This is a genomic window from Arthrobacter sp. M2012083 (assembly GCF_000281065.1).
Classification (GTDB): domain Bacteria; phylum Actinomycetota; class Actinomycetes; order Actinomycetales; family Micrococcaceae; genus Arthrobacter.
Map to the genome: position 1 here is coordinate 152,363 of NZ_AKKK01000062.1, position 25,199 is coordinate 177,561.

General features: G+C 62.2%; 29 protein-coding genes. 10 read left to right on the plus strand and 19 right to left on the minus strand.

Annotated elements, in window-relative coordinates; genetic code table 11:
- Positions 1–6: 6 nt before the first annotated feature.
- Positions 7–684, minus strand: coding sequence for an FMN-dependent NADH-azoreductase (locus tag A477_RS0120270; protein ID WP_017200677.1), 678 nt, complete (start codon positions 682–684; stop codon positions 7–9).
- Positions 685–851: 167 nt separating this feature from the next.
- On the opposite strand from A477_RS0120270, the gene A477_RS0120275 reads away from it, so the two are divergent.
- The 3 genes from A477_RS0120275 to A477_RS22810 all read left to right on the plus strand — a co-directional run bounded on the left by A477_RS0120275 (position 852) and on the right by A477_RS22810 (position 2,650).
- Positions 852–1,505 carry an HAD family hydrolase gene (locus A477_RS0120275; protein ID WP_017200678.1) on the plus strand — a complete coding sequence of 218 codons (654 nt, stop codon included), beginning with the start codon at positions 852–854 and terminating at the stop codon, positions 1,503–1,505.
- An 85-nt stretch (positions 1,506–1,590) separates the two neighbouring features.
- A complete protein-coding gene (locus tag A477_RS0120280; protein WP_017200679.1) occupies positions 1,591–1,998 on the plus strand; it encodes a winged helix-turn-helix transcriptional regulator in 408 nt (135 codons plus the stop codon).
- Positions 1,943–2,650: a thioesterase II family protein gene (locus A477_RS22810; protein ID WP_017200680.1), complete on the plus strand. Its 708-nt coding sequence runs from the start codon at positions 1,943–1,945 to the stop codon at positions 2,648–2,650. The genes A477_RS0120280 and A477_RS22810 overlap by 56 nt, the downstream gene beginning before the upstream one ends.
- A gap of 111 nt (positions 2,651–2,761) precedes the next feature.
- On the opposite strand, the gene A477_RS0120290 is transcribed toward A477_RS22810, so the two are convergent.
- The 4 genes from A477_RS0120290 to A477_RS0120305 all read right to left on the minus strand — a co-directional run bounded on the left by A477_RS0120290 (position 2,762) and on the right by A477_RS0120305 (position 5,813).
- Positions 2,762–3,418, minus strand: a complete 657-nt coding sequence (locus A477_RS0120290; protein ID WP_017200681.1) for a flavodoxin family protein — start codon at positions 3,416–3,418, stop codon at positions 2,762–2,764.
- Positions 3,419–3,483: 65 nt separating this feature from the next.
- Positions 3,484–3,729: an acyl carrier protein gene (locus A477_RS22620; protein ID WP_017200682.1), complete on the minus strand. Its 246-nt coding sequence runs from the start codon at positions 3,727–3,729 to the stop codon at positions 3,484–3,486.
- 87 nt (positions 3,730–3,816) lie between these two features.
- Positions 3,817–4,791 carry a beta-ketoacyl-ACP synthase III gene (locus A477_RS0120300; RefSeq protein ID WP_017200683.1) on the minus strand — a complete coding sequence of 325 codons (975 nt, stop codon included), beginning with the start codon at positions 4,789–4,791 and terminating at the stop codon, positions 3,817–3,819.
- Positions 4,788–5,813, minus strand: a complete 1,026-nt coding sequence (locus A477_RS0120305; RefSeq protein WP_017200684.1) for an AvrD family protein — start codon at positions 5,811–5,813, stop codon at positions 4,788–4,790. Before A477_RS0120305 ends, A477_RS0120300 begins: the two co-directional genes overlap by 4 nt.
- A 180-nt stretch (positions 5,814–5,993) precedes the next feature.
- Between A477_RS0120305 and A477_RS0120310 the strand changes: the two genes are divergently transcribed.
- Positions 5,994–6,830, plus strand: a complete 837-nt coding sequence (locus A477_RS0120310) for an alpha/beta fold hydrolase (RefSeq protein ID WP_017200685.1) — start codon at positions 5,994–5,996, stop codon at positions 6,828–6,830.
- 8 nt (positions 6,831–6,838) lie between these two features.
- On the opposite strand, the gene A477_RS0120315 is transcribed toward A477_RS0120310, so the two are convergent.
- The 5 genes from A477_RS0120315 to A477_RS23570 all read right to left on the minus strand — a co-directional run bounded on the left by A477_RS0120315 (position 6,839) and on the right by A477_RS23570 (position 10,480).
- Positions 6,839–8,362 (minus strand): CYTH and CHAD domain-containing protein, encoded by a 1,524-nt coding sequence (locus tag A477_RS0120315; protein ID WP_017200686.1) that lies wholly within the window; start codon positions 8,360–8,362, stop codon positions 6,839–6,841.
- Positions 8,363–8,513: 151 nt separating this feature from the next.
- Positions 8,514–9,107 carry an SRPBCC family protein gene (locus A477_RS0120320; protein ID WP_017200687.1) on the minus strand — a complete coding sequence of 198 codons (594 nt, stop codon included), beginning with the start codon at positions 9,105–9,107 and terminating at the stop codon, positions 8,514–8,516.
- Between the two features lie 115 nt (positions 9,108–9,222).
- Complete coding sequence (locus A477_RS0120325) at positions 9,223–9,654, minus strand: hypothetical protein (protein WP_044569311.1); 432 nt, start codon at positions 9,652–9,654, stop codon at positions 9,223–9,225.
- 407 nt (positions 9,655–10,061) lie between these two features.
- Positions 10,062–10,325 (minus strand): hypothetical protein, encoded by a 264-nt coding sequence (locus tag A477_RS23390; protein WP_157367136.1) that lies wholly within the window; start codon positions 10,323–10,325, stop codon positions 10,062–10,064.
- Entirely contained in the window at positions 10,322–10,480 is a 159-nt protein-coding gene (locus tag A477_RS23570) for a hypothetical protein (protein WP_017200690.1), read from the minus strand. Before A477_RS23570 ends, A477_RS23390 begins: the two co-directional genes overlap by 4 nt.
- Before the next feature lie 433 nt (positions 10,481–10,913).
- On the opposite strand from A477_RS23570, the gene A477_RS0120340 reads away from it, so the two are divergent.
- A complete protein-coding gene (locus tag A477_RS0120340; protein ID WP_017200691.1) occupies positions 10,914–11,495 on the plus strand; it encodes a dTMP kinase in 582 nt (193 codons plus the stop codon).
- 18 nt (positions 11,496–11,513) lie between these two features.
- On the opposite strand, the gene A477_RS0120345 is transcribed toward A477_RS0120340, so the two are convergent.
- Positions 11,514–12,287, minus strand: coding sequence for an NUDIX domain-containing protein (locus A477_RS0120345; RefSeq protein WP_017200692.1), 774 nt, complete (start codon positions 12,285–12,287; stop codon positions 11,514–11,516).
- Positions 12,288–12,365: 78 nt separating this feature from the next.
- Between A477_RS0120345 and A477_RS0120350 the strand changes: the two genes are divergently transcribed.
- The 3 genes from A477_RS0120350 to ggt all read left to right on the plus strand — a co-directional run bounded on the left by A477_RS0120350 (position 12,366) and on the right by ggt (position 16,352).
- Entirely contained in the window at positions 12,366–13,385 is a 1,020-nt protein-coding gene (locus tag A477_RS0120350; RefSeq protein WP_017200693.1) for an SPFH domain-containing protein, read from the plus strand.
- Positions 13,386–13,393: 8 nt separating this feature from the next.
- Positions 13,394–14,296: a diacylglycerol kinase catalytic domain-containing protein gene (locus A477_RS0120355; RefSeq protein ID WP_017200694.1), complete on the plus strand. Its 903-nt coding sequence runs from the start codon at positions 13,394–13,396 to the stop codon at positions 14,294–14,296.
- A gap of 220 nt (positions 14,297–14,516) precedes the next feature.
- Positions 14,517–16,352 carry a gamma-glutamyltransferase gene (gene ggt / locus A477_RS0120360; protein WP_017200695.1) on the plus strand — a complete coding sequence of 612 codons (1,836 nt, stop codon included), beginning with the start codon at positions 14,517–14,519 and terminating at the stop codon, positions 16,350–16,352.
- A 263-nt stretch (positions 16,353–16,615) separates the two neighbouring features.
- On the opposite strand, the gene mpaM is transcribed toward ggt, so the two are convergent.
- The 8 genes from mpaM to A477_RS0120400 all read right to left on the minus strand — a co-directional run bounded on the left by mpaM (position 16,616) and on the right by A477_RS0120400 (position 23,693).
- Positions 16,616–17,434, minus strand: coding sequence for a daptide-type RiPP biosynthesis methyltransferase (gene mpaM, locus A477_RS0120365; protein ID WP_017200696.1), 819 nt, complete (start codon positions 17,432–17,434; stop codon positions 16,616–16,618).
- Between the two features lie 84 nt (positions 17,435–17,518).
- A complete protein-coding gene (locus A477_RS23930; RefSeq protein ID WP_017200697.1) occupies positions 17,519–17,644 on the minus strand; it encodes a hypothetical protein in 126 nt (41 codons plus the stop codon).
- Entirely contained in the window at positions 17,641–18,852 is a 1,212-nt protein-coding gene (gene mpaC / locus A477_RS0120375; protein WP_017200698.1) for a daptide-type RiPP biosynthesis dehydogenase, read from the minus strand. Before mpaC ends, A477_RS23930 begins: the two co-directional genes overlap by 4 nt.
- Positions 18,849–19,349: a hypothetical protein gene (locus tag A477_RS22625; protein WP_017200699.1), complete on the minus strand. Its 501-nt coding sequence runs from the start codon at positions 19,347–19,349 to the stop codon at positions 18,849–18,851. The genes mpaC and A477_RS22625 overlap by 4 nt, the downstream gene beginning before the upstream one ends.
- Positions 19,346–19,681 (minus strand): hypothetical protein, encoded by a 336-nt coding sequence (locus tag A477_RS0120385; protein WP_237715851.1) that lies wholly within the window; start codon positions 19,679–19,681, stop codon positions 19,346–19,348. Before A477_RS0120385 ends, A477_RS22625 begins: the two co-directional genes overlap by 4 nt.
- 318 nt (positions 19,682–19,999) lie before the next feature.
- Positions 20,000–21,322, minus strand: coding sequence for an MFS transporter (locus A477_RS0120390; protein ID WP_017200701.1), 1,323 nt, complete (start codon positions 21,320–21,322; stop codon positions 20,000–20,002).
- Entirely contained in the window at positions 21,319–22,911 is a 1,593-nt protein-coding gene (locus A477_RS0120395; protein ID WP_017200702.1) for an acetate--CoA ligase, read from the minus strand. The genes A477_RS0120390 and A477_RS0120395 overlap by 4 nt, the downstream gene beginning before the upstream one ends.
- A 17-nt stretch (positions 22,912–22,928) precedes the next feature.
- Positions 22,929–23,693 (minus strand): enoyl-CoA hydratase/isomerase family protein, encoded by a 765-nt coding sequence (locus A477_RS0120400; RefSeq protein WP_017200703.1) that lies wholly within the window; start codon positions 23,691–23,693, stop codon positions 22,929–22,931.
- Positions 23,694–23,809: 116 nt separating this feature from the next.
- On the opposite strand from A477_RS0120400, the gene A477_RS0120405 reads away from it, so the two are divergent.
- Positions 23,810–24,703, plus strand: a complete 894-nt coding sequence (locus tag A477_RS0120405; RefSeq protein WP_017200704.1) for a LysR family transcriptional regulator — start codon at positions 23,810–23,812, stop codon at positions 24,701–24,703.
- 103 nt (positions 24,704–24,806) lie between these two features.
- On the plus strand, positions 24,807–25,190 hold the full coding sequence (locus A477_RS0120410) for a DUF1304 family protein (RefSeq protein WP_017200705.1): 384 nt from the start codon (positions 24,807–24,809) through the stop codon (positions 25,188–25,190).
- Positions 25,191–25,199: the final 9 nt, after the last annotated feature.

Consider the following 25,199-nt stretch of genomic DNA (forward strand, 5'->3'; position numbering starts at 1 on the left):
TCCGCCTTAGTCGTTGACGAGCTGGAGGGTTCCCGCGGCGCTGAGCTTGCCGGCGAACTCGATGGCGGCGTCGCTGAGGTCGGCCTCGGCAACCTTACGGGTGCCATCCACGTCTCCGTTGAGCACCGTGGGTGCGAACCGGACGTGCGTGGCGTCCTCGATGCCCACGAAGTTCAGCCAGTCGGCAAAGAAAGTGCTGCTGAAGTCGGAGCCGAACGCGGCCGGCACGCCCGGTGCGTAAACGCCGCTGGTGTGGATTGCGAGGGCCTGCTTGCCCTCCAGCAGGCCGCGGTAGCCCTGCTCGGGGTCGAAACCAAAGCTCCAGCCGGGCTGGGTGATGATGTCGATCCACTGCTTCAGGACGTACGGAACACCCGAGTTCCACATGGGGATGTTGAAGACGTACGCGTCGGCGGCAGCGAACTGGTCGAATACCGCACGGGCAGATTCCCAGGCGGCAACCTGATCGGGCGTCTGGTCCTGGCCGGTGAAAACAGCCATCTTGGCAGCCGCGGCGACGCGACCGAAAACCGGTAGCGCACCGTCGTCGAACAGGTTCAGCGTCTCCACTTCGAAACTCTCCGCACCGGCAGTCTGGACGGAATCGATGAAGTGCCGGGCCAACCGCAGGGAGTCGCTGTTGGCGTAGCGCGGAGAGGCGTTGATGTGGAGGATGGTAGGCATTGGCTTCCTTTCGAGGCTGTGCTTTCGGGGACGCTTTGTGCCCCGTCATCGATCCTCACTGACAGCGCGGCGCCGCGTAAGAACGCACTTTTTTGTGCCTAGGGCACCTCAAAGTGCCCTGCCCCCAGGGGCTTCCGAACGGCGTATCGGTCCCTAGGATTCTTCCTGTGGAAGAATCCTCCCCAAGCCGCAGCCAAGCTGCCTACACAGACATTGACGGCACCGTCACCGCTTACAACACCATTTTCGAGTTCCTTCGCTTCGACGCCGCCGAAAACGCCCGGGCTGAAGAGGCCGAGGAGTTCCTTGCAGGTCTGCGCACTGCAGCGGAGAGCGGGGTCCCGCGTTCGGTGACGAACGCCCGCTACTTCCGCTGGTGGCGCGGCCGAAGCGTCACAGAGGTGGCCGAACTCGGCGAGCGCTGGGCGGATCTGCAGGATGGGCAGGCGGCCGACTGGGCTTTCCTGGAGCCTGTGGCGTCTATCCTGGACACCCATGCGGACTGCGGGCGGCAACTGGTGGCAGTGACGGCATCGTTCGAGCCGGCTTTGGTACGGGTTCGACGGCGATGGCCTCACCTTGAGCTGTTGTGCACCCGCCCGTTGGTGGCCGATGGCAAGTACACCGGTGGGATCGAGGAAGCGCTGGTGGGTAATGCCAAAGCCCGGGCTGTCCTGGCCCACGCGTTAGCGAACAACGTTGATCTCCCGGGCAGCTTCGCTTACGGGGACCATCATTCGGATCTCCAATTCATGGCCCTGGCGGGGGAATCCCTGGTTGTTGACGCAAGGCTGGGGGTCTCGGCCACGCCGGTGAGTTAAGGTTTACGACACCGTTCCCCCCGCTGTCATAGGCCCCGAGTAAACTGTGCCCAGCAGTCCACTTGATGAGGAAAGTATTGGGGATATGACTCTCACGGCTGAACAGAAACGCCAGAAAGCCCGGAAGCACTACAACGCGTCCTTGGACCTTTGCCCGGCCAGGCAATTGCTGGAGGCCATCAGCAGCAAGTGGGTCACCTTGGTGATGCTTGCCCTTGAGGACGGCCAGCAGCGCCATAGTGACCTTAGGAAGCTCATCCCGGGTGCCAGCCAGAAGATGCTGACGTCCACCCTCCGCTCCCTGGAACGCGATGGGTTGGTCCTCCGTCATGTCACGGTGTCAGTTCCTATTCGCACCGACTACGAACTCACTCCCCGCGGCCGCTCGCTGCTTCGCATCATCTTTGAAATGAAGGAATGGGCGGAAGAACACATGGATGACGTTGCAGCGTCCCGTTTGGAGCACGACCGCCACCGGCTCGCCTTCAACTGACGGTCGGGACCCCGGCGTGCACCTGTTTTGCCTGCACCATGCCGGTGGGACTACGGCCAGTTTCGCGGGCTGGCGCTTCGACGGCGTGACGGTGACCAAACTCAGCTATCGTGGCTGGGACTTCATCTCCTTGGGGGCGGCTGCTGACGCCCTCGCAGAGCGCGTGACAGCCTCGCCGTCCGCCAGGGTCGCCCTGTACGGCCACAGCATGGGGGCTGTCCTCGCCTTCGAGATCGCCCTGCGGCTACAGCACACAGGGCGGGTGGCCCATGTCTTCCTTGCCGCCACGCGCCCGCCGTCGGGAATGCACGACGCCGGTGCTGCCGCAGTTGCCGCTGCCGGCGCACTATCCCCGCGTGCCCGGGAAGTCCTCCTTGAGGACCTCGATCTCCTGGCGGGGTATCCCGGAAGACCACCCAGGAAACAGTTGGAAGTCCCAGCCACCGTCCTCTACAGCGCCGACGATCCCGTGGTGCCGGTTGCCGATTCCCTCCGCTGGGCGGCATGGTGCGCGGCCGAACCGCGGTTGATCAAACTGGACACTGGAGGCCATCTGTTCCACCTGGGCAACCCTGCCGTGCGCCTGCTCGTGGAAAAGACCCTGTCCCCTGAGCCGAGCAGGGACGTCCACACGGATCAGCGCCACGGATAAAGCCTGGCGACACCCGGATATGGGTGTCACCAGGCTCTTTCCGTGTCGCGCGGCTCTTTCCGTGTCGCCAGGCTCTTTCCGTGTCGCCCGGCTCTCCTCGCGCGGGGTCGTTTATGCCCCCGTGCTGACGAGTTCCCGGTCTGAAGTGTGGTTCTCAGAGGTGCGGTTCTCCTGGCCGAGGTTCTCCAAGGCGGCCTTTCCGGCGGCGAAGACCGCCGTGATTTCCGCAACGCGCCGGCCCAGATGGGCGGCCGTAGCGATATCTGCGGGGTGGACGCCCTCGATGCCAACATCCGAGAACGTTTGGGCGGCAGCGCCGTTGAAGTAGCCGAAGCGGTTGAGGTCGTTTTCGGTACCCTTGGTGCTCTTCCAGCCTGGGAGCAGGCCGAGGTTGATCCAGTTCATGCCGTGCTGTGCGCCAAAAGTCGCGAAGTAGTCCAGGGTTGAGTTTTTGTCCCCTGCTTTGCACGCGGCGTTGGTGAAGCCCGCACCCAGTTTGTTATGCCACTTCTGCACAGCCCAACGGCCTGCCGTCTTTTCTGCGAAGGCGTGGAACGCTGAAGGCGCGGTACCCATGTACGTGGGTGCGCCGAAGATGATGGCATCGGCCTCATCGATGAAGTTCCAGGACTCCTCGGTTAGGTCATCCACACGCAGGAGGGCTGCGGTGGCTCCCGTGGAGGCGGCAGCGGAGACCACTGCGTCCGCGAGGACCTTGGTGTGACCGGAACCTGAATAGTAAACAACTGCAATTGCCGGAGTGGCCATGGGTGTCCTCACTGTTTGTATCTGTGTCTATGTAATGGCGAAAGTAACTCGGTAGTGGGTTCCCGCTAGACGGCGGGTTGCAGGGCAAGCTTCCCGGTCACCAGTCCAGCCGCAACCCGGGCAGTTCCTGCGTCTGCGAGTTCGAATTCGTCCACGCGCACGCCGAACTTGTTGCTCAGGATGACGGCCGCTTCAACAAGGGACAGTGAATCGATGTCCAGGTCCGCGAAGGAGTCGTCCGGGCCCATGTGGCTGAGCTCGTCCATGGTGGATCGGATAGCCTCAACGACGTCCAGAGCTGTAATTTCCATGTGGTTTCCCCCTTTGTAGTGTGGCCCGGGATGGCCGGGCCACGGTGATCCTGCAAGGCACCCTGCCCGCAGGAATCGGTAGCGGCCCTAATGCGGGTCCACAACCGAGATCGAAGGCCAGGTCATGGCGATGGCACCCCAGGTGGTTCCCCCGCCGAAGGCCGTCAGGACCACTTTGTCCCCGGGAGACCTGTGGCCCTTGGTGCCGGCGTCGGTCATGGCAAGTGGAATCGAGGCGGCTGAGGTATTTCCCACCCTGTTCAAGTGGACCTCGGCTTTGGAACCGGGTATTCCGGTCACCGAGGCCACCGTGTTGAGGATCCGCAGGTTGGCCTGGTGCGCGATCAGCGAATCGACGTCCCCAGCCGTCCAGCCAACACTCGCCAGCACGGTCTCCACGGAGTCCGACATCGCAGTCACCGCCTGCGTGAACACTTCCTTGCCTTGCATTTCAAAGAAGGCACCGGCGCTGCGTGGAACATGAATCAGCGTTTCCCCGTCGCCGTCGGAGTGGAGCGTGGAAGCAAGGATGGCACCCGGTTCGTCTGCGGTTCCGGCCGAGAGATAGGCCGCTCCTGCTCCGTCGCCGAAGATCACGGACGTGGTGCGATCCGTGGGGTCCAGCAGGCGGGTAAATGTGTCCGCGCCTATCACCAGTGCAGAACCAACGGAGCCTGAGGTGATGGCCCAGCTGGCCGTAGCGAGAGCGTACACAAATCCTGAACAAACCGCCGAAATATCGAAGGCGGCAATCCCCTGAAGCCCAAGGTTCGCCGCTACTTTCGGTGCAGTGGCGGGGCAGACCTTGTCCGGCGTCGAGGTCGCCACGATCAGCAGCCCCACGGAATCGACGCCGGCACTTGCCAAGGCGCGTCGTGCAGCTGTTGTGGCGAGCACGCTGGTGCTCTCAGTTTCGTCCGAGTGGCGCCGCTCGGCGATGCCGGTCCGGCGCCTGATCCATTCATCGGAGGTATCCATGACGGTGGAGAGGTGCTCATTCGTGACCACGCGTTCAGGAAGCGCGCCGCCCAGGCCCCGGACCACCGCGGATTTGTCGCTCATTGAATAGCCCCTGCCGGAAGTTGGTGAGCGACGCTGCAGACTACCTCGCCGCCGTCGAACGTTCCCACGACGTCGGCGCAGCGCCAGAACCCGCCGTCCTTCCCGATCAGCCGGCTCTTTTGCAACCCCACACTCAAACCGGTTCCCTGGCCGCCCCCAATTTTCGGGCCGGGACCGGTAAAAGTAACCCGGGTCTTGCGCATCCAGAGCGTGTTGCTGTCGGAACGGTTCATGGCGTCCAGCCTGTAGAGCAGGACCTGCCCTAGTTGCAGGGTGGCCACGAAGTACTCGACGGCGGACAACGCCTGGGGGTATGCAGCTTCCAGGCCTCGCCGGTCAGCCAGCTGGTGGCCCAACGTCGGTTGCTGGCGAAACGAGAGCTGCGCGTGGGCCGTACCCTGTACCGGTTCACGCAGTTCCGGTTCGAGAACCACGTCCGACAACGTAACTTGCCGTTCAGCCCACAGGTCACCATAGAGTCGAGTGGCGGCGGCGCCCACCAACGCTTCTTCTGAGGGTGACTCGACGGAAGCAAGTCCAAGTTCAGCCGGAGCGTGGGCTACTTCAAGGACCGCGCTCATGGAGGCAACCGAGCACCTCAGGACGGACCCGTCACCGTGGTCCTGGAGCGTAGCCTTGCAGCCGAGATCACGCAATTCGCCTTCCACCGGTTCACTGCCGCCGGAGATGGTGACGGACGTCAGGTAAGCGGCCGGCAATATGTCCGGCGAGAATCTGCTGGCCAGCAGGGCCTCCGCCATTCTGCAGGCAAGGACAAGAACGTCCGTGGTGCCAAGGTGCGGAGTTTGCTCCTGATTGCCTTTGACGGACCAAACTCCCTCAACACCCAAGCTGGCTCGGGCAGTCAGGTTGGACTCAGCGACGGTGTGGGCGACTCGAAGGTTCCGCAGCCGCGGGTTGGTGGTCTTGTAACCGTGGCTGAAGAAGCGGCGGCGTCCGTCGCCCAAGAGGTCGTCGATTGAGGCATAACTCTCTGTGGCGGAGCGTAGGGCAAGGGGCATGAGTGTTCCTTGGTTTCGTCATCGGCGGTGATCCAAGAATCCACTGCAACAGCGTCGGGAACCAGTGTCCGCGGATGGTGGTGGTGGGAACACCACCCTGAGCCGGAGCCCCGTGTCAGTGTCTGCCCGGACAGTAGGCTGGAAACGTTCGTGTTGAACCGCATCGAAGGGACTTGAGTTTTGGCTTACATCACCGTCGGAAACGAAAACAGCACTGAGATTGAGCTCTACTACGAGGACCATGGGGCCGGCCAGGCAGTGGTCCTGATTCACGGCTACCCGTTGGACGGATCCTCTTGGGAGAAACAGACCGCCGCACTGCTCGACGCCGGGTACCGCGTCATCACGTACGATCGCCGCGGGTTCGGCAAGTCCAGCCAACCGACCGAAGGCTACGACTACGACACCTTCGCCGCAGACCTGAAGACCGTGCTGGACACCTTGGACCTGAACGACGCCGTGCTGGTGGGCTTCTCCATGGGCACAGGTGAAGTTGCGCGCTACATCAGCACTTACGGCTCGGCCCGCGTCGCAAAGGCCGTGTTCCTCGGTTCCCTGGAGCCCTTCCTTCTGAAGACCGACGACAACCCTGACGGTGTCCCGCAGGAGGTCTTCGATGGCCTCGCCGAGTCCGTCAAGGCCGACCGGTACGCCTTCTTCACCGACTTCTTCAAGAATTTCTACAACACGGACACCTTCCTTGGCACCGCACGGCTCAGCCAGGAATCAGTGGATGCAAGCTGGAACCTTGCCAGCAAATCCGGTGCGTTCGCCTCAGTAGCTGCCCAGCCCACCTGGTTGACGGACTTCCGAGCGGACATCCCCAAGATCGATGTCCCGGCCTTGATCGTCCACGGCACGGCGGACAACATCCTCCCTATCGACGTGACGGGCCGGCGATTCAAGGAAGCCCTGCCCAGCGCCGAGTACCTGGAAATCGAGGGTGCACCTCACGGTCTCCTCTGGACGCACGGGCAAGAAATCAACGAGGCCCTGCTGGCGTTCCTCAAGAAGTAAGCCCGGACCTACTTCTTGAGGCGTAGTTTTCGCGCCTTCTTGCCCTTCCGCAGGTATTCCTGCTCAGTGGCGTCAGCGGCGGTGCTTTCCATCGCGTGGATCACTCCATACGTGAAAGCACCGTTGCTGACGCCCGGCGCAGCGCCCAGCTTCAAAAGTTCCGCCCGCGCCATCACGCTGTCCTGGTGGTCGCCAAGAATAGACTGGACCGTGTGCGCCGCGTCCTCCAACTTCACGGCACGTTTGCCGTGGATACCTTCCACAGCCGCTGCGGCAAAGCGCAGCTTCTTAGCGGCCTTCCGCACTTCGTGGAATGCTTTGTCGCGTTGAGGCCCGACGGCGGCACCCACCGCTTCGTCATGCCGTTTGCGGAGCCTTTTGCCTGCCTTGTTGACGAGCTTCGCCGTGGTCTCCTTCCCCGCCGCGTCACCCTTTGACGTGGTGGGCGGAGCGTCGATGAAAGCTTCCAGATCATCCAGCAACTTGAAGTAGCGGGGACTGTTCAAACGGTTCCTTACGGCAGCCATCGCAGTATCTGCCCGCAGTGCCATACGCTCTTCCAGCTCATGATGGAGTTGACCCAGGACGAGCTTTCCGGGCAGTTCATCGAGGCTGCTCTTCAAGCGTTCGTGCAAGACCTCCACATCCCGGTACCGGCCAAGGGTCTTCGCGAGTGACTTCAGTTCCTTTTCGAGGTTCACCACCGGGTCCGTTTCGAACAGCGGCCTAAAACCATGCAGGACAGCACGGATCCGACGGATCTGTGACCGCATTTGGTGAACTGAATCGTCACGGGCAAGGCGAACGTGGGAGTCCTGGAGGAGTAGGTCGGCCACTTGCTCGTCCAGGTATTTGAGCACGGGAAGTACGGCTGGACCGTTGCCGCTGGGCTCTTCATGCTCTGTTCGCTTCGAAGCGGGCCATGAGTCTCCCAATGCGGTGGCCAGTTTGGAGGTACGCTCGCTCGGTTTAGCTCCGGCATCGGAAAGTTGCTGCGTGAGGGTGCCCAGCAAGGTGTCGTCGTCGGCTTCATCCGGTGCCAGCTCCACCTCCCACTCCCTCCATTCCAGCTCGCGAGGTTCACCAAGCACCGCTTTGGCGCGAACGTAGTCATCCACGAAGTCAGCCAGGCGGTGGCCATCGTTGCCATACAAGGGATAGCTGGTTCGTTCCGTGTTCAGGGTTGCGATGGCCGCCACGGCATGACCCCGGGTGTACGCGAGCACGCGGTCCATGAGTTCCACCGGAACAGTGTCGGCGTTGCCCAACGGTTCCTGGATCTCTGTTCGCTTTCCCGCACTGTGCGGGAGTTTCAGGTGCCAGCCGGCGTCTGGCCCGCCCGTCCGGCGGCGCAGTGTGATTCCGCGTGAGGCCAAGGCCAAGTGGCGGGTGTCAAAGTAAATGGCTTCCAAGCTGTGGCTTGCGGGTTCACCCACTCGCCCTATCCCGTCAATCGCGTCCAGGGCAGGGAGCGGCGAGGACGCTTCGGCGTCGAATTTCTGTTCAGCTTCCAGATTGCCGGAGGTTGCCATGACCGCGGAATTCCTGCCTTTCGGGGATATGCCGCGAGGGCCGGCCCGTTGTGATGGCCGGCCCTCGTTGGAGCTACTTATTTGGTTCCATGTTCAGTGTGAGTCAGCCCAAAGGCTGGCGCTAGGGGTCTGGCCCCGGAGAAACACCGGGCTAAAGACCCGGAGCGCGCGGCTGGGGCGGCTCGGCAGGTCCTTCATTGGCGGCCGGCGCTGCGAGATCCGGATCGACGGGCGGGAACTCAGCCGTTGCCAGTCCGCCACTACCGAAGGTTTCACCGGTGTCATCAACATCGCCACCGGAAACCGTGCCACGCCAAGCACCCGTTTCATGGCCCTGGGCTTCGATGAACTTCTTGAACTTGTCCAGGTCCGCACCTACGCGCATGCTGTCCACGCCAAGGGCGGAGCCAGCCTTTTCCGCGAGGCCATCCGGCTCCCAGACGATCTCCACGTTGACCCGGGTCCTGCCGGCGTCGAGTGGCTCGAAGCTCACCGTTCCGCCGTTGCGGGGACCGTCCACGCTTGCCCAACTGACCAAGGAATCAGGGACCTGCTCAATGATCTGGGCGTTGTATTCCCGCTTCACACCACCCACGTTGGTTGAAAAATGAAGCCCCGTTTCATCGATCTGTTCGACGGCCTCCACTCCATTCATGAACTGAGGAAAGGTCTCAAACTGCGTCCACTGGTTGTAGGCAACAGATACAGGTACATCTACTTCGATTGACTTATTTACCGTAGCCATAGGTTTTGCTCCTTCGATCGTGTCTCGGGTGCTCATGCGGTAATGCTGGTGGCGCGCCAGCCAGCTGGCTGCTTAACCAGTGGCGCGCCTGTCTAAAGCGCGCCAGCCAAAGCTCTTAGCCGGCGTCGAAACTTTCTTCGTCATCGTCGTTGGGGGACTCTTCCTGGGGAAGGTCGTTGCCGCTGCCGTCCGGCAGGTCGCCGTCGTTTCCGTCCGGCTGGGTGGACTGCTCGGCCAAGTACTGCTCGTCAGTTCCGCCGAAGCGGCCCGCGCCTGGTTCTCCGGAACTGTCGGAGTCCTCCGGATCCAAGTGGCTAAGGTTCGGGGCGCCGGTGCCTTCTCCGAGGGCGGCTTCCTCAATGTCTTCTTCCACGCGGGGCTGTGCTTGGCCGCCGCCGGCCTCTTGCTCTGCCGTAGGAGTGCCGTAGCCTCCCACTTCCTCTTCCGGTGTGGCGTTTTGCTTGTCCATGAGACCTGTCCTTTCCAAAGCGGTGAACGTGTTTATGGAACACTTCGAACCTATAAGTGCAGCTGGTGGCATGTCCATGCCCTGACGAAATTAGTCAGCAATCTTAGCAATTTGAGGATGAATGCGTTACCGTACGGCCCTGAAAACACTTGCGCGTCAAGACGGTTGTGGAATTTCACAGCCACCTTGGGGATCCAAACCTGTGTAATTCAATGGACCCGCAACAATATTCAGTGCGATGGTGGCAAACTGCGAACACTGCGCGGGCGGAGCCGTGAAGTACCCGCGCTGACCTGCCGCCACGGCCCCAATAATGAGCCACACCACCACGAACAGCCCCACAATCGACCCAATCCGCATCACTACCCCAATCGCTGAACTGATAACCCCCAGCTATTAGTAAGCATACTGACAAAGGCGCCGAAGACCAAAGAAACGCGGCCGCGGACCAGGATGCCTCCCGTCCGCGGCCGCGCCTGCCCTGATCAATCCGCAGGGTTGGTTTCGGTTGTCAGACCACGCTTGTCCGTAGTCTTTTCGTCCTTCTCTTCTGCCGGTCCGGGCGGGTTGGCAGATTCGCTGGGACCAGCGTCGACGGCGTCTTCCGGACTTTCCGACGACGCATCACCCACAGGTACCTGGTTGCTTAATTCCGGCGTCCCGGGATCCCTTGGAATGGGATGTCCGGGCGTGGTTGTCCCATCGCGAACCTGCGCGAAACCGGCAACCTCGCTTGGATCAGTCGTCATACGCGCGACCGGCCACGGCCTAGTACCCAGCCAATAAGGGCCAACACCAACAGGATAATTCCCACCCACAGGAGGAAGCTGAGGGCTTGGTTGAATCCGCCGACGAGGAGCAAGATGATCGCTATAACACCGGCGATTATCAAAAGTGTATTCATTGAGCTACGCATCCCTTCAATAACGGTTGTCTATTCAGGAAGGCGTCCGCTGGTACTCCATTTCTGAAGCGCCACCCATGCCAACGGGCACCGATCGGAGAATTGCTCTCCATATCGCTTACGTACCCCCGCAGAATTAGGTTCAAACCGGAACCACATCCCGTAAGGGGCACGTACATAGCATCATGATAGGCGCGCACTCCGCTGGGGCGAAGTATTTGGACAGGAAACTTATTACCCTTTTCGAGGCCGCGCGGGACTCGCTCAACCACGGGGATCAGCATCCGGTCGCTCCACACCCCCGGAGCGACCCCGGTTCACGGCGCAGCGTAGCGAGCAGCGCCCGCATGTGATCTACCCCTCATAAGGCACAACTGAAGCACTCCCCGCGTTGTACATAAAACGAGTCCCACAGAAGACGAAGGGAGGGCTCATGCTCATAGTCCTGACAGGAATTGACGGTTCAGGAAAAACGACGGCGGCCCACGCCTTGGTCGATGCGGCTCGCGCTGAAGGACGAAGTGCCCTGCTGCTCAGTAATCACGCTGCACGCCGGAGGATGTCGCTTCTCTCGGCGCAGTACGGCTGGAAGGTGGCGCCCCGGGTGGCTGACTTCATCGAAACCGGCATTCGCCTGTTCAACGTGTTGGTGAACCATGCGCGCGCCCGGCAGTTCGACGGGCTGGTGGTCATGGACCGCCACCTGTACTGCCAACTAGCGCTTCGCCAGGCCAGCGGATTGCAGCGCGGGCGTTTGCTCCCATGGCTGCTCAAAAGACTCCCCGCTTCCGATCTTCACCTGCACTTCGACACGGACCCCACCATCGCCCACGAGCGGGTCACCGCACGGGGCACCGACCAGGAGACCGTGGCCGACCTGCGGGCGTTCCGGGATGCATACCGCTCGCTCCCCGAGTTCGATGAGTTTGTTGTGGTGGACGCCAACGGCGAGCCTGACCAGGTCATGGCTCGGGTAAATCGCGTGGTCACCGCCAAGGAACCGGTCGGCGCCTAGCCCAACAGCTACCGCCAGCTACCGGGGATCAACAGCTCGTGGGCGCATCAGCGGCGGGTTGAGTACCGCCCGGGTGGGCTGGCCCGGCGTCGGGCGCGCCTCGAGGGCGAGCCTGAACAGCGCAGCCGGCCGTCCGGCGTCGCCCGTTGTCATTCGGCCGGTGTCCTCCAGAAAACCTGGCGTCCCCGTGGCTTTTCTGTGGAAGTTCCGCGCGTCCAGGCGGGTTCCCCACACAGCCTCATACACGCTTCGGAGTTGAGCAATAGTGAACTCCTCGTCGCAGAAAGCCGCGCCCAAGGGCGAATATTCGAGCTTCGACTTCGCTCGCTCCAGGGCGTCGTCCAGTATCCGCGCGTGGTCGAAGGCCAGCTCAAGTTTCCCGTCCAGGACATCACGAACCGGATACCATGCGGCCTGCTCTGCGTCACTTCCCGCCGATAACACGGGAAAGTCCGGCGCCAGCAGCAGGTGCGCCACAGTGAGGACGTCACCGCGGGGGTCGCGCCCCTTCGGACCGTAACTCCCCAACTGCTCCAAATGCCCCGGAAGATGCTCAACGCCGGTCTCCTCAGCCAACTCCCGAACCGCCGCTTCGAGCAGGTCCTCGCCAGCAAGGACGAAGCCACCGGGGAGGGCCAGCCTTCCGCGGAAGGGCTCGATGAGGCGGGTGATGAGGAGGACATGAAGCTCGCCGTCGCGCACCGTGAGGGCGACGACGTCCACAGTCACCGGGAAGCGCTCGGGCGCCGGATGGGATGCAGGCATGAAGCAATAGTAGGTAATTATCGTCATGTTGACAATAAAGCGATATGCCCCCTAGTCTCTAGTTATCGTCAAGTTGACGATAACTAAACGAAAGAGGCGAACAACATGGCCACTATCAAGCGCTACCCCTGGATCAGCCACTTCCTCGGCAGCCCCACCGGTTACGTCGTGCACCTGCAAAAGGGTGCGGTCAGGCACCAAGGAGTGGGCCAGGCATTCTGGTTCCGTCCTGCGAACTCCGTACTGAGCGAGGTTCCGGTAGACGATCAGGAACTGCCGACACTGTTCCACGCCATTACCCGCGACCACCAGGACGTGAGCGTTCAAGCCAATGTCACCTACCGCTTCATCGATCCTGTGGCCGTATCAACCCGGCTCGACTTCGGGCTCCAGACCTCTGGCTCCGCGCCGGCAACCGGGCGCGAGCAGGTCTCCACCATCATCGGACAGCTGTGCCAGAGCCACGCGATCGACCAGATCGCCACCACCACACTCGCCGAGGCACTGGAACGCGGAGTGAGCCAGCTCCGGCTCGTGCTCACCGAAGCACTTCGGGCAGATGCCAGGCTGCAGTCCACCGGCATCGAGATCCTCGGAGTGCAGGTCCTGGCCGTGCGGCCCGAATCCGATGTTGAACGTGCGCTCCAGACTCCGGTTCGTGAGCAGCTCCAAGCCGAAGCGGACCGGGCGGTATACGAAAGGCGGGCGGTCGCCGTCGAACGTGAACGCACAATTTCCGAAAACGAGATGGCGAGCCAGATCGAACTCGCGGTCCGCCGGGAGAACCTGGTGGCGCAGGAAGGCGCGAACGCCCGCCGCGCTGCCGAAGAGAAGGCCGCTGCTGGTTTGATTGAGGCCCAAGGCTCTGCTGAACGAAAGGGCATCGGCGCCGCGGCGGAAGCAAACCAGATCCGGCTGGTTGGCGAAGCAGCCGCAGCCCGCGAGGCCGCAACCATGGAGGTTTACCGCAATATGGAACAGGCCACGCTCCTCGCTTTGGCGCTCAAGGATGCAGCGGGCAGCCTGCCGAACATCGGGAACCTCACCATCACTCCGGACCTGCTCAGCGGTGCACTTGCCGGGCTGTTCAAGGAACCCGCCGTCACTGCCGAAGCCACCAAGTAAGGACCGTCATGGCAACCCCGCGCATCGTCATCGTCCACCGCCGCACCGAACTCCAGGAACTCCTGGACCGGCACGCCACACGGGGGCAGGCCGAGTTCTTCCTCCGCACCCGTGGTCGTAGCATCCAGGACGTGCAGGAGCGGCATGATCGCCTTACTTCCGCCCTCGCCACTATTAGGGCGGCAGTGCCGTCCGATTGGAGGCAGGCTGAAGTGGAACGCGCGGACCTGAGCCGCTTCCTGCTCACGGCCGAAGACATCATCGCCGTGGTGGGGCAGGACGGCCTGGTGGCGAACGTTGCCAAGTATCTGAACGGCCAGCCGGTGATCGGCATCGACCCCGAGCCGGGCGCGAACCCCGGCGTCCTTGTCCGGCACTCGCCCGCGGCGGCCGCTGCGCTTTTGGCTGCCGCCGACGTTGGGCGCCTGCGCTGCCAGAACCTCACCACAGTGACAGCAACGCTCGATGACGGTCAGCAGCTTTCCGCGCTCAATGAAGTGTTCGTCGGGCACGCCTCGCACCAGTCGGCGAAGTACTCCATCACAGCGCCAAGCTTCACCCAGCCCGGCGGGCAAGTGGAACGGCAGTCGTCGTCGGGCCTTATCGTTTCCACCGGCACCGGCGCTACCGGCTGGTGCGCCTCGATCGCCTTGGAGCGCGGCGGACGCTCCCTGCCGGCGCCCACCGATCCGCGGCTCGCATGGTTCGTCCGGGAAGCCTGGCCTTCACCCGTCACGGGTGCTTCGTTGACCGAAGGCGTTTTGGAAGCCGGCGAACTGCTTCGGATAACCGTGGCGTCAGACCAATTGGTGGTGTTCGGCGACGGCATGGAGGACGACCGGCTGACGGCTTCTTGGGGACAGGAGATCACAGTGCAGTTGGGGCAGCGGCCGCTGCGGTTGGTTGTTTGAGATACGCCGGTGCAGCCACCACCTACATTGATTTCGATTCCGGTCCGCCACGCCGGCTACGAGGCGTGTCGTGGTGCCACAGCCCCTCAAAGTTGGTGGTGACGGCCCGCCTTGCGCCGATTCTGCTTCAAGAATCAACCGTTGTTCCACGCCAAACCCCGCGATAGGGTGACCGGACCGTCCACCCACATCATCGTCTGGAACAACTCTGGGAGACACCATGACACATGTGAGACGTCAACTGGCTGCTGTCACGGCAGCCTTGGCACTAACCGCGACGAGCGGCGCAGTGGCCAGTCCGGCCTTCGCCGATCCGCGCGAAACCGAGAAGAACGCCACGGCCACCGGCTACGGCGGTGCCGTGAGCACCGTCGATCCCGAAGCTTCCGCAGCCGCCATCGAAGTACTGAGGAAGGGTGGAAATGCCGCCGACGCCGCCGTCGCCGCAGCAGCAACCCTTGGAGTTACCGAGCCCTACAGCGCAGGAATCGGTGGCGGCGGTTATTTCGTTTTCTATGACGCGAAGACCAAACAAGTGGGCACCATTGACGGCCGCGAAACCGCTCCGGCGGGCATGCCGACGGACGCTTTCATCGACCCCGCCACCGGGAAACCCTACAGTTTCACCCCGGAACTCGTCACCAGCGGCGTCTCCGTCGGAGTCCCAGGCACACCTGCAACATGGGAGCGGGCCCTGGAGCGTTGGGGGACGTTGGACTTGGGTGAGGCATTGAAGCCAGCCATCAAGGTAGCCAACCGCGGCTTCGTGGTGGACGAAACCTTCCGACAGCAAACCTTGGACAACAAGCTCCGCTTCGATACGTTCACGTCCACGCAGGATCTGTTTCTTCCCGGTGGTGACGCTCCCGCCGTCGGAAGTGTCTTCAAGAACCACGACCTTGCGGCGACGTATCGCCTGATCGCCAAGGAGGGCACCGACGCTTTTTACGGCGGTCCGCTCGCGGAGGAAATCGTCAACACGGTAAAGACTCCGCCGAAGTCGGGCGACACTAACCTGCCCGTTCCCGTCGGGTTCATGACCACACAGGACCTGGCTAACTACAAGGTGCTGAACCAAGACCCCACCAAGGTGGAGTACCGCGGCTACGAGGTCTACGGCATGGCTCCTTCCAGCAGCGGCGGCACCACCGTCGGTGAGTCGCTGAACATTCTGGAGAACTACGACCTCAAGGGAATGGAACCCGTCAACGCCCTGCACCATTACCTTGAAGCGAGCTCCCTGGCATTCGCGGATCGTGGCGCCTACGTTGGCGATCCCGCCTTCGTGAATGTCCCCACCGAGAAGCTGCTGGACGATGTCTTCGCCAAGGAACGCTCCTGCAATATCAATCCGACGGCGGCCGCTACCAAGCCTGTCGCCCCGGGGGACGTGGAAGATTACGACGGCGCCTGCCCGCCTGCGGTTGCACCGCTCGCCGATGAAACGGATACAGAGAATATCTCCACAACGAACCTGACTGTCGCCGACAAGTGGGGAAACGTGGTGGAGTACACGCTGACGATCGAGCAGACCGGTGGTTCGGGAATCGTTGTGCCGGGCCGTGGCTTCCTGCTGAACAACGAGCTGACCGATTTCAGCACCGTCTACAGCGAGACTGATCCCAACCGGATTCAGCCGGGTAAGCGTCCCCGGTCCTCGATGTCGCCGACCATCGTTCTGAAGGATGGCGATCCGTTCCTGGCTCTGGGCTCCCCCGGCGGTTCAACCATCATTACTACCGTGCTGCAAACCATCCTGAACCGCATTGACTTGGGAATGGACGTTTCGGAAGCCCTCGCAGCTCCGCGGACGTCACCTCGGAATGGCCTCACGGTCACCTCCGAACCCGCCTTCATCGATGCTTACGGTCCCGCTTTGAAGTCATTGGGGCATGATCTGGTTCCGGCTGGCGATGCGTTCACCTCGGCGGCCGAAATCGGCGCGGCCACGGCCATCGAGTTCAATCCGGATGGATCGCTGACAGCTGCTGCCGAACCTGACCGCCGGGGTGGCGGGTCAGCGATGGTGGTCAAACCAGTAAAACCAGGGAAGTAACTACGGGCTCGCTTGCCGCGGACCAGCTATTCCGCGGCAAGCGAGTCCCTGTTCGCTTTGGCCTGCTCTGCGTCCCTGAAGATATCGCCAGAACATGACAACTGCGGCGACCACCATGATGACACCCGAACCGTTGACCACACTGATTCACCGCGGTTCGAGATGAAGTCACTATTTGTTCCTTAAATTGATGATTGGACTGTTGGCCAGACCCGCTGCTTCGGTGACCCCAGCCTCCATCCATCAGTTACATCGCAAAGTGGTCATTGGCTGCACACCCACAGCTCGATGTTGTCCAGTCCTGGAGTACGGGTGGCAATCCTGATGGGACGGCGTTCCAGGATAGTGAGGCCTTCGGCAAGGATCTCTTCCTCGATAAGACTGTTGCTGACAAAGGCGATACGGCTGGAATAGGCGGAGGATCTGTACGTGCCGCCCTCGTTGAAGCCCACGTGGATCATGGTCACGTGCCGTGCGCCGTTGGCGATGTCCCGGCTTTCCACCGTGATCAGGAAGGAATCGTCCCCCAACGGCGAAACTGTTGAACCGCCGTCGTGATGGTCCTGGCCCGCCGAACCATCGGCATTGAGTACTGTCAGCAAGAACCGGCCGTCCGGTGCCAATGAATCACCCACCCTGCGGAACAACTCCCGCCGTCTGCTCGGCTCAAGGAGGGTGATGGAACTGGCGCCGAGCACCACGCAACCAAATTCGCCTTCTACCTCGAAGCTGGACATGTCCGCCTCCACCAACTCGACCGGCACACTGCGGGGGTTGAAGGAGCGGTCTTTTGTCTTCTTCCTAAGCATCGCCAACATTTCCACCGAGGAATCGACAGCGGTCAGCGGACGCCCGAGGGCAAGGAGCGGGCGGGTAATCCGGCCGGAGCCGGCGGCCAGTTCCAGAATTGGCCCAGCGGTCGTGCGCGCCGCGGCGAGGATCTCGGGGAGTTCAGTGAGGTCGTTGGCAGTGATTCGGTCGTACAGACGGGATCCTGATGCACTGTACATATCCTCCGGCGGATCCAGGTGCCCCAAGATGCGAAGGATGGCATCAGCGGTCTTGTCAGGTTCGTTATTCATCTGCTTGTGCTCTCCGGGAGTTTGGTGGAGGTCCGGGGTACACGCGAACGGCTACAAGTCATGTGCACCACCGGCGTCCAACGGCTAGGTGGCGGCGATTCCGGCGATGATGGTACGTCGCCGGCGCGGATGTACCACGCCGCATTGTCCGGGGGGGTCGAGGGTCTCCAGCTCTTCGATGGACAGCTGAAGGTTCGAGTTTGCGATCATTGATTCCTCCTTTCCTGGCTTGTGCGTACGGTCCTGGCGTTGCTGTCCTCTCCGGCCGCTGCCGCGTTGAGGACATGCTGAATCTGGAAAGCATCGATTCCCCGGAGCATGGGAAGCGCCCCACCCCAGTTACGGATGGTTGCGTCAGTGGTTTGCGTCAGGGTTTCATCGCTGATGTGCGTGAGCCCGGTAATGCCCCAGCGCCTCATCAGCTCCTTGATCCCCTGCACGGGGTTCGGGTCCAAAGAAGGTTCAGCAGCGGCCACCATGGACCAGAGCCTCTGAAGACGTCCGGTGTCGCCCCATCCGCTGGCTCCCTTGACGATTTCTTCCCAGACGGGACCTATCACCGAGGCCGTTGCAGTCATCTTCCGTGCGCCACTGACGTATGCGAGCTCGCTGGCCAGGTACCAGTGCTTCGCTCCGTAGGGGTCGCGGGCTATCAGCGCCCATCCAGTGTGTGTCTCCATGCTGAGGTGCCCCGCAGCCAGTCGCAGCATGGGCGAATCCTCGCGTGCCAGTCTCTGACCTAACCGGACTATCCGCTGGATGAGGACGTAGCCGTCGTCGTCGAAGATGTTCTCTTTGCTGCCAATCATGGTCCCCGCCACCCTCAGGAATGCTTCAAGCAGGCCTTCAAACACCAAGTGCTTGGGCAGGGTGGCGAGGTGCCCGGCGTCGAGCACTGCCGCGTCACCTGCCAGATGTCGCGAGACAATCAGGCGGCGTCCGACGGCGGTGTCCAGGCAAGCTACAGCGCTGACTTCCGCGCCGGTACCCACGGTGGACGGCATCAGGATGGTTTTGGGACGCTCCTTGGGGTTTGTGATGGGAGGCAGAACGAGCAGGCCGGAACGCTTGGCATGGCGTTCGGCAAAGATGGTCAGGCTGGGGTCTGCGGTGAAGAGTGCGGCGAGCTTCACGGCATCCAGAACTGAGCCCCCGCCGAGTCCCGCAACCGTCTGAAGTCCGTTCTCGCGAATAAAGCTGCCCACCTCCCGCAGAGTTCCAACCGTGACCGGAGCAGCGTTCAACTGAAGGACCGGCACTCCTTTGAGGTCGCCTGCCACCAGGGCATCCCGGTGCTCCGTAAGCTCTTTGTCCACCACCAAACCCGTTCTGCCGCGGGTGAGTCCGCCGACGAACTTGGGCGCCACACCGGCGTCGAGAATGACGCAGCGGGTCCTCCACAAGTGATCAGCGATCATCGGAAGACTCCGTCAGCATGGGCCCCAGCCAGGCCTGCGTTTATTGCTGCTTGGAGTTCTGCGAAGTTCTCCTCGGTGTAAGTGAGTGCCGGCAGGAGTTGGATCCGGCCCGGCCCGGGCTGGACGAAGGCAGCCGCTTCGTGGATGCTCCTCACCACTGCCAAGACCCCTGCGGAGGAGAGTGGCATACCGTTGCTGCTGTTGAGTTTGACTCCCCTCATGCAGCCGCGACCTGTTGAGTCACCTACGCCGCGGGTGCCTTGGGGTTCTTCTATGAGCTTGTTGATGCCAGCGGCCACCTGTTTGCTCAGCGCGTTGTGATCAAGCCTTGTCATTTCGGCGATGCAGAGGATGGCAGCGCATGTTCCCGGGGTTCCGGCCTGGGTTTCTCCGTGGACAAAGACGGACCCGGAGATGTCGAAGAGTTGGGTCACGCGCTGGGCTATGAGAAGGGCTGCGCAAGCGCTGGTTCCGTTGGTCAGTCCTTTGGAGGTCACGATGACATCCGGCTGTTGCACCCATTGGTCGGACGCGAACCAGCCGCCGACAACGGAATGGCTAGGTAATCCTGGATCTCCAGGCTCAGAGATCCGTCAACAAGGACTTCCTCCCGGGCGGCGTCAAACGATCCTGAAACCCTTACGGTGCCTTCATCATCCTTGTCGCCGTTGAGGACCAGAATGGTGGAGCCTTCGCTCGCCGGCGCCTTCGCGTAATCGGCATATTCGGGATTCTCCACGAAGATCACGTGGCCCGGGATGCGGCCCTGGATTCCGGTGATCCACTGATCCGCAGCGGCGGCGGTGCTCTGTTCCTGGCTCAGCTTCAATTCCAAACCCCACAAGTTGTCCGTGTTTCCCGGGAGCGGCCGGCAGTTGACCGGGGCTCGTTCTGAGAAGGACACTAGGGGCGCGATGGAAGGCCACAGGATGGAAAGGGAAAACTAGGTGGTGGATGGCCCGAAAATAGGTGTGATTTGGGTGCCCCTAGGTGGTAGCTAGGGGTTGTCTAGGTGGTGACTTCGCTCAATCAGAAACGCAGCGGGCGGCCGGTTGGCGAGGACGCCGAAAGAACAGAAAGCTCTCCTCCCTTCGTCGTCTCCGGCCGCCCAGCCATCAGGCTGGGCGGCCGGACCGGGCCAATAGACCTACAGAACCGTGGTCCGCGACAACGACAGGTCCTTCGTCTCACGGAAGAACAGAATCACAACCACCGCGGATACCAAGGCCATGCCCATCAGATAGAAGGCCGGGGCCAACGGTGTGCCGGTGCCGGCCACCAACCCGGTAGCAACGAACGGAGCCGTTCCACCGAACAGCACGTAGGCCAGCGTGTACCCAATGGCGGAACCAGAAGAACGTACCGACGGTGGGAACATCTCCACCAGGGCTGGCACGTTGGAGGTTCCGATCACGGCAACCAAAGCACCCAGAACGCTCGTCCCGAGGATCGCGAATCCGAGACCCAGCGGCATGATCGAGAACGCCGGAATGGTCATCACAACGAAGCCAACACAGGCCACCAGCAGCATCTTCTTTCGACCAAACCGGTCACTGCCGCGTGCAGCCAGCGGGCAAACCGCCGTGTACACCAGCATGGTGATCACACTCGTGATCATCGATTCGGCCGAGGAGTACCCGAGGCTCGAGGTCATGTAAGCGATCATGTAGCTGCTCATCAGGTAGTACGCGATGGCATTGGTGATGCTGTATCCGAAGAGGGTAAAGATCTGCCGCGAGCACATCCGGATGGCGTCTCCCAGGGGTCGCTTTGCCACTTCCCCCGTCTTCTCCAGGCCACGGAACACCGGAGTGTCGTCCACCTTGGACCGGATATATAGTCCGATCAGACCTAACGGTGCAGCCAGCAGGAAGGGAATCCGCCAGCCCCAAGCCTGGAGGTCTTCGGTGCTCAACGTCGCAGTGATCGCGGCTCCCAGCAACGCACCGGCAACTGAAGCCAGGCCAACGGTGGCCGGGATAATGCTGGCGTAGGTTGCCCGTTTTCCTTCCGGGGCATACTCAACAATGAACGCCGATGAACCTGTGTACTCGCCACCAGTGGTGAAGCCCTGAACAGCACGGAACACGAACAGCAGGATCGGCGCCCAAATACCGATCACCGCGAACGTCGGCAGGATACCGATGCAGAACGTGGCCGCACTCATGATCAGCACGCACAGGCCGAGCATCTTGTTGCGGCCAATCCGATCACCGTAACGTCCAAAGAAAGCCGCGCCAAGCGGCCTGGCGATGAAGCCGCCGGCGAAGATCGCCCACACGGCCAGGAGTGACGCCGTCGTGGAGTAATCCGGGAAGAAGAGCTTCGCGATGGTGACGGACATGACCGCATAAGCCGCGGAGTCGAACCACTCGACGAAATTTCCGACGGCGGCTGCCGCGGCGACGCGCTTCAGGCTGCGGCGCGGGGAAGACTCGGTTTCAGCAACTTTCTCGGTCATCGTATTCATGATTGTTGTCCTTCAACGGAGGGAGAGGCTACAACGTGTGGGAGTTCGCGGAGCTGGGCCCGCTGGACTTTTCCGGTGGCCGATTTCGGCAGCGCGGTGACGTATTCGATGAATCGCGGGTAAGCGAAGCGGGAGAAGTTCTCCTTCACATGCGCCACGATGGTTTCGCTCAGGTCCGCTCCCCCAGCGTGACCGGGCATGAGTTCAATCCATGCCTTGATGGACTGGCCACGGAGCTCGTCGGGCACGCCGGTGACGGACACATCCCGCACGGGATCGAGTTCGCGAATGACGGCCTCCAGCTCATAAGGTCCAACGCGGTAGCCGGACGTTTTGATGACGTCGTCGGTCCTCCCCAGGAACCAGAAGTAGCCGTCGTCGTCCGCGTAGGCCTGGTCCTTCGTGTGGTACCAGTTGCCCCCGAACGCGGTGGTGGACGCCTCCGGCATGTTCCAGTATCCCAGGGGAAATTGCGGGTTGGATCGGGCGCGGAGGCAGACCTCGCCGGTCTCGCCCGCGGCCACTTCTTTCTCGTTCTCGTCCAACAGCCGGACTTCCCATCCAGGAAGTGGACGGCCCATGGACCCCGGCTTCACCGGCACATCCGGGTAATTTCCCAGCAGTGGATACGACTCGGTGGAACCGTAGTAGTCCAGTAGTGTCACGCCGTATTGCGCTTCGAACCAGGTGATGAGGTCCGGCGTCAGCGGCTCGTTGGAGGAGCAGACTGTCCGCAGGTGCAGGGGGAAGCGGGTACCAGCGTCGGGAACGTCTTCGCGCATCTTGCGTAGGAACGTCGGATTCACCAGCGCGCTGGTGACGCGGTGACGGCTCATGCTATCCAGCAGGGCTGCGGGGTCGAAGCCGCCGCTGGGCCGGAAGACCAGGTGCGTGGCGCCAAGCCGAAGCGGGCCCATGAGTTTGGCCAGTGACCACGCCCAGTCCCCCGCGCCGTAAAAGACGTCGCCGTCGCCGATCTGGTGGCAGTGCTCGAACTCGTTGTGGCCGAGGAGCGTCCGGTGCGCGTGGACGATTCCCTTGGCCCGGCCGGTGGTGCCCGAGGTATAGAAGATGAGGGCGGGGTCGTCGGCTTTGGTCTCGACGTCCTGGAACTCTTTGGGCGCATCTTTGATGGCCGGGCTGTCGATATCGATGAACGTGCCCTCGTAACCCTCGAAAAGGTGCTTTGCCGACTCCTCGGCGATGATCACCGACGCGCCGCTGTCCTCCAACCGGAACCGGATCGGCTCGGCGGCCCAGAGCAAGGACATGGTGACCAGGATGGCGCCGGTTCGCAGCACGCCGAGGTACGCGGCCGGGGTGTCGGCACGCTGCGGCAGCAGGACAGCTACACGGTCGCCCTTCTGGATACCGGCCCGTTGGAGGGTGGCGGCGATCTGCCGGGAGCGGTCCTGGATTTCGCCCCAGCTCACCTCCCGTTGACCTTCGACGGCGGACTCCAGGATGAGTGCGCGCTTTTCCCTTGGGTGCCGGTCGGCGACGTCGACGGCCATGTTGTAGAGCTCTGGCACCTCCCAGCGGTGGCTGTTCCGCAGTTCGGTGTAGCGGTCTTGGGTTGCTGTTTTCACGTTGGTGTCCCGTCTTCTTAGCGGCGGCCGGCGAGGAAACGGGCCATTTCGCGCTGGGGCTCGCCGGTGCCGTAGGCCTCGCGGTGCACGCGCTTGGCTTCAGCCATGGCATCGGTGAGGTCGTCGTCTTCGAGGCTGCGCAGGCGGTTCTTGGTCAGACGGACCGCACCCGGAGGAAGGAGGCTCAGGCGTGCGGCGAGGTCCTTGGCGTAAGCCAGCACGCCGCCGTCGTCCGCCACGTAGTTAAGGAGGCCGAGCCGCTGAGCCTCGGCCGCATCCACCAGCTCGCCGGTAAGGACGAACTGGGAGGTCTTGGACTTACCGAGGATGCTCCACATGGCCCATATGCCCGTGATGCTGGGGATGCCGGAGAGGACTTCGGGCTGGCCCATGCGGACTTTGGAGTCGCCGACGCGGAGGTCCGCGAGGAGCGAGTACTGGAAGCCGGAGCCGGCGGCGACGCCATTGACGGCTGCGATGGTGATCTGGTCGAGGTTGCGGACGGCGCGGTAGAGGCGATCGAAGCCGTCGATCCAGGCCTCGGCGGATTCGTGATCCTCGGGGTTCATGGACGCGGTCTCGGCCAGGTCCTGCCCGGCGCAGAACGCGCGGCCGCTGCCGGTGAGGATGACCGTGCGCACTTCGTTGTTGCCCTTGAGGCCCTCCAAGTAGTGGATGAGTTCGCTGCGCATGGCCTCGGTCCAGGCGTTGAGTTTGTCCGGGCGGTTGAGGGTGATGATGGCGGTGGGGCCGGTCTGTTCGAAGAGGACGTCTTGGGACATTGGGGAGTTTTCCTTTGGTTTGTGGGGCTACTTGTGTCCAATCTGACCATCAGTGAATGTGACCCGTCTAACATCAATATCTACTCGCCTTGATACCAAACTGATATGGTGCGGCGATGGACCTCCACCATCTCAAGTACTTTGTGGTGCTCTCCGAGGAGCTGCATTTCGGCCGCGCGGCTCAGCGTCTGCACATGGCCCAGCCGCCGCTTTCGCAGCGGATCAAGGACCTGGAGAAAGAGCTCGGGGTGCTGCTCTTTCATCGGCGGCGCACGGGTGTGGAGCTATCCGAGGCCGGGGCTCTGCTGCTGGAGCATGCGCGCGGGGTTCTGGATCACGTGGCCATGGCACAGGAATCGATGCGGCGGATCCGGCCCGGCGCTTCCGGTATTTTGCAGGTAGCGGTGCCGCCGGATACGAACCCCGTTGCCCTGTCCACGATGGTGTCTTCGTTTAGCTCGCTTGCGCCTGACGTTCTGCTGAACCTGCACGAGCTCACCACCGTTGAGCAAGTTGAGCGACTGCGCGACGGCGAACTGGACGTCGCGGTTGTCCGTCACCCGTTGAGCAGCGTGGGTTTTGAATCGGGGCCTTTGTATTCACGGGCGCTCGGAGTGGTGCTGAATGCTTCTCATCCGCTGGCTTCTTTGTCTTCTGTGCCGCTGGGTGACCTGGCCGGGAATCCGTTGATCATCTTCCCGCGGCACATGGCGCCGACCTTGTACGACTCGTTCCTGCATACGTGCCGGGACGCTGGCTATTTGCCAGCCGCGATTGTTCATGCCAGGAACCAGCACTTCACACACGGGCTGATCATGGCTGGTCGTGGAGTGCACTTCAACGAGGAGCCCTGGACGCCGCTGCCTTCGGGAATTGTGTGGCGGCCGCTGGTTGGTGACCCGTTGGCTTGGCGGACGTCGGCGCTGTGGCTGAAGAGCCGACGGTCAGCGGAGACGGACGCGTTTGTTGAAGCTGTAGGGGCGGGGTTGGAGGCGGGTGGGCATGGGTAGATGACCACGTTTGCCGTCCGCCCCTTGAAGGACTTCGCGCCTGAAGCGTAACCTGCACGCAAAGAAGCGAAGATTGCAGGATGGGATGGGCTAGGAGCACGGCATGAATTTGCTGAGCCAGATACTCGCGGGATCCACCGGCCTTGCGCTGATAAGCGTTGGCATCCTGGAGATCTTCTTCCATGGCGATCAACGTTTCCACCGGATTTTCCTGATCCGACCTGACGACGTGCGGGCAGTGCGGATGTGGGCGATGAACGTTGGCGCCTACAACATCACCTTTGGGCTTGGAATAGCCGTAGGTCTGTGGCTGGTGAACTTCTCGGGCGCTCCCGCCAGTGGGTCGGCGATAGTCATCTTCTGCTGCGCATGCCACGTCTTCCTTGGTTTCTGGCTGTGGGTCACAGAGAAGCGCCTGCTGGCCAGCGCCATCGGCCAGGCGCTCTTTCCCGGACTAGTGATCGTTTTCTACGTTCTCTTCCGGTAGAAGGGGGTG

Coding starts and splice junctions, on each gene's coding strand:
- A477_RS0120270 (WP_017200677.1), bottom strand. CDS start 684: ATGCCTACCATCCTCCACATCAACGCCTCTCCGCGCTACGCCAACAGC.
- A477_RS0120280 (WP_017200679.1), top strand. CDS start 1,591: ATGACTCTCACGGCTGAACAGAAACGCCAGAAAGCCCGGAAGCACTAC.
- A477_RS22810 (WP_017200680.1), top strand. CDS start 1,943: ATGACGTTGCAGCGTCCCGTTTGGAGCACGACCGCCACCGGCTCGCCT.
- A477_RS0120290 (WP_017200681.1), bottom strand. CDS start 3,418: ATGGCCACTCCGGCAATTGCAGTTGTTTACTATTCAGGTTCCGGTCAC.
- A477_RS22620 (WP_017200682.1), bottom strand. CDS start 3,729: ATGGAAATTACAGCTCTGGACGTCGTTGAGGCTATCCGATCCACCATG.
- A477_RS0120300 (WP_017200683.1), bottom strand. CDS start 4,791: ATGAGCGACAAATCCGCGGTGGTCCGGGGCCTGGGCGGCGCGCTTCCT.
- A477_RS0120305 (WP_017200684.1), bottom strand. CDS start 5,813: ATGCCCCTTGCCCTACGCTCCGCCACAGAGAGTTATGCCTCAATCGAC.
- A477_RS0120315 (WP_017200686.1), bottom strand. CDS start 8,362: ATGGCAACCTCCGGCAATCTGGAAGCTGAACAGAAATTCGACGCCGAA.
- A477_RS0120320 (WP_017200687.1), bottom strand. CDS start 9,107: ATGGCTACGGTAAATAAGTCAATCGAAGTAGATGTACCTGTATCTGTT.
- A477_RS0120325 (WP_044569311.1), bottom strand. CDS start 9,654: ATGGACATGCCACCAGCTGCACTTATAGGTTCGAAGTGTTCCATAAAC.
- A477_RS23390 (WP_157367136.1), bottom strand. CDS start 10,325: ATGACGACTGATCCAAGCGAGGTTGCCGGTTTCGCGCAGGTTCGCGAT.
- A477_RS23570 (WP_017200690.1), bottom strand. CDS start 10,480: ATGAATACACTTTTGATAATCGCCGGTGTTATAGCGATCATCTTGCTC.
- A477_RS0120340 (WP_017200691.1), top strand. CDS start 10,914: ATGCTCATAGTCCTGACAGGAATTGACGGTTCAGGAAAAACGACGGCG.
- A477_RS0120345 (WP_017200692.1), bottom strand. CDS start 12,287: ATGACGATAATTACCTACTATTGCTTCATGCCTGCATCCCATCCGGCG.
- A477_RS0120350 (WP_017200693.1), top strand. CDS start 12,366: ATGGCCACTATCAAGCGCTACCCCTGGATCAGCCACTTCCTCGGCAGC.
- A477_RS0120355 (WP_017200694.1), top strand. CDS start 13,394: ATGGCAACCCCGCGCATCGTCATCGTCCACCGCCGCACCGAACTCCAG.
- ggt (WP_017200695.1), top strand. CDS start 14,517: ATGACACATGTGAGACGTCAACTGGCTGCTGTCACGGCAGCCTTGGCA.
- mpaM (WP_017200696.1), bottom strand. CDS start 17,434: ATGAATAACGAACCTGACAAGACCGCTGATGCCATCCTTCGCATCTTG.
- A477_RS23930 (WP_017200697.1), bottom strand. CDS start 17,644: ATGATCGCAAACTCGAACCTTCAGCTGTCCATCGAAGAGCTGGAGACC.
- mpaC (WP_017200698.1), bottom strand. CDS start 18,852: ATGATCGCTGATCACTTGTGGAGGACCCGCTGCGTCATTCTCGACGCC.
- A477_RS0120390 (WP_017200701.1), bottom strand. CDS start 21,322: ATGAATACGATGACCGAGAAAGTTGCTGAAACCGAGTCTTCCCCGCGC.
- A477_RS0120400 (WP_017200703.1), bottom strand. CDS start 23,693: ATGTCCCAAGACGTCCTCTTCGAACAGACCGGCCCCACCGCCATCATC.
- A477_RS0120405 (WP_017200704.1), top strand. CDS start 23,810: ATGGACCTCCACCATCTCAAGTACTTTGTGGTGCTCTCCGAGGAGCTG.
- A477_RS0120410 (WP_017200705.1), top strand. CDS start 24,807: ATGAATTTGCTGAGCCAGATACTCGCGGGATCCACCGGCCTTGCGCTG.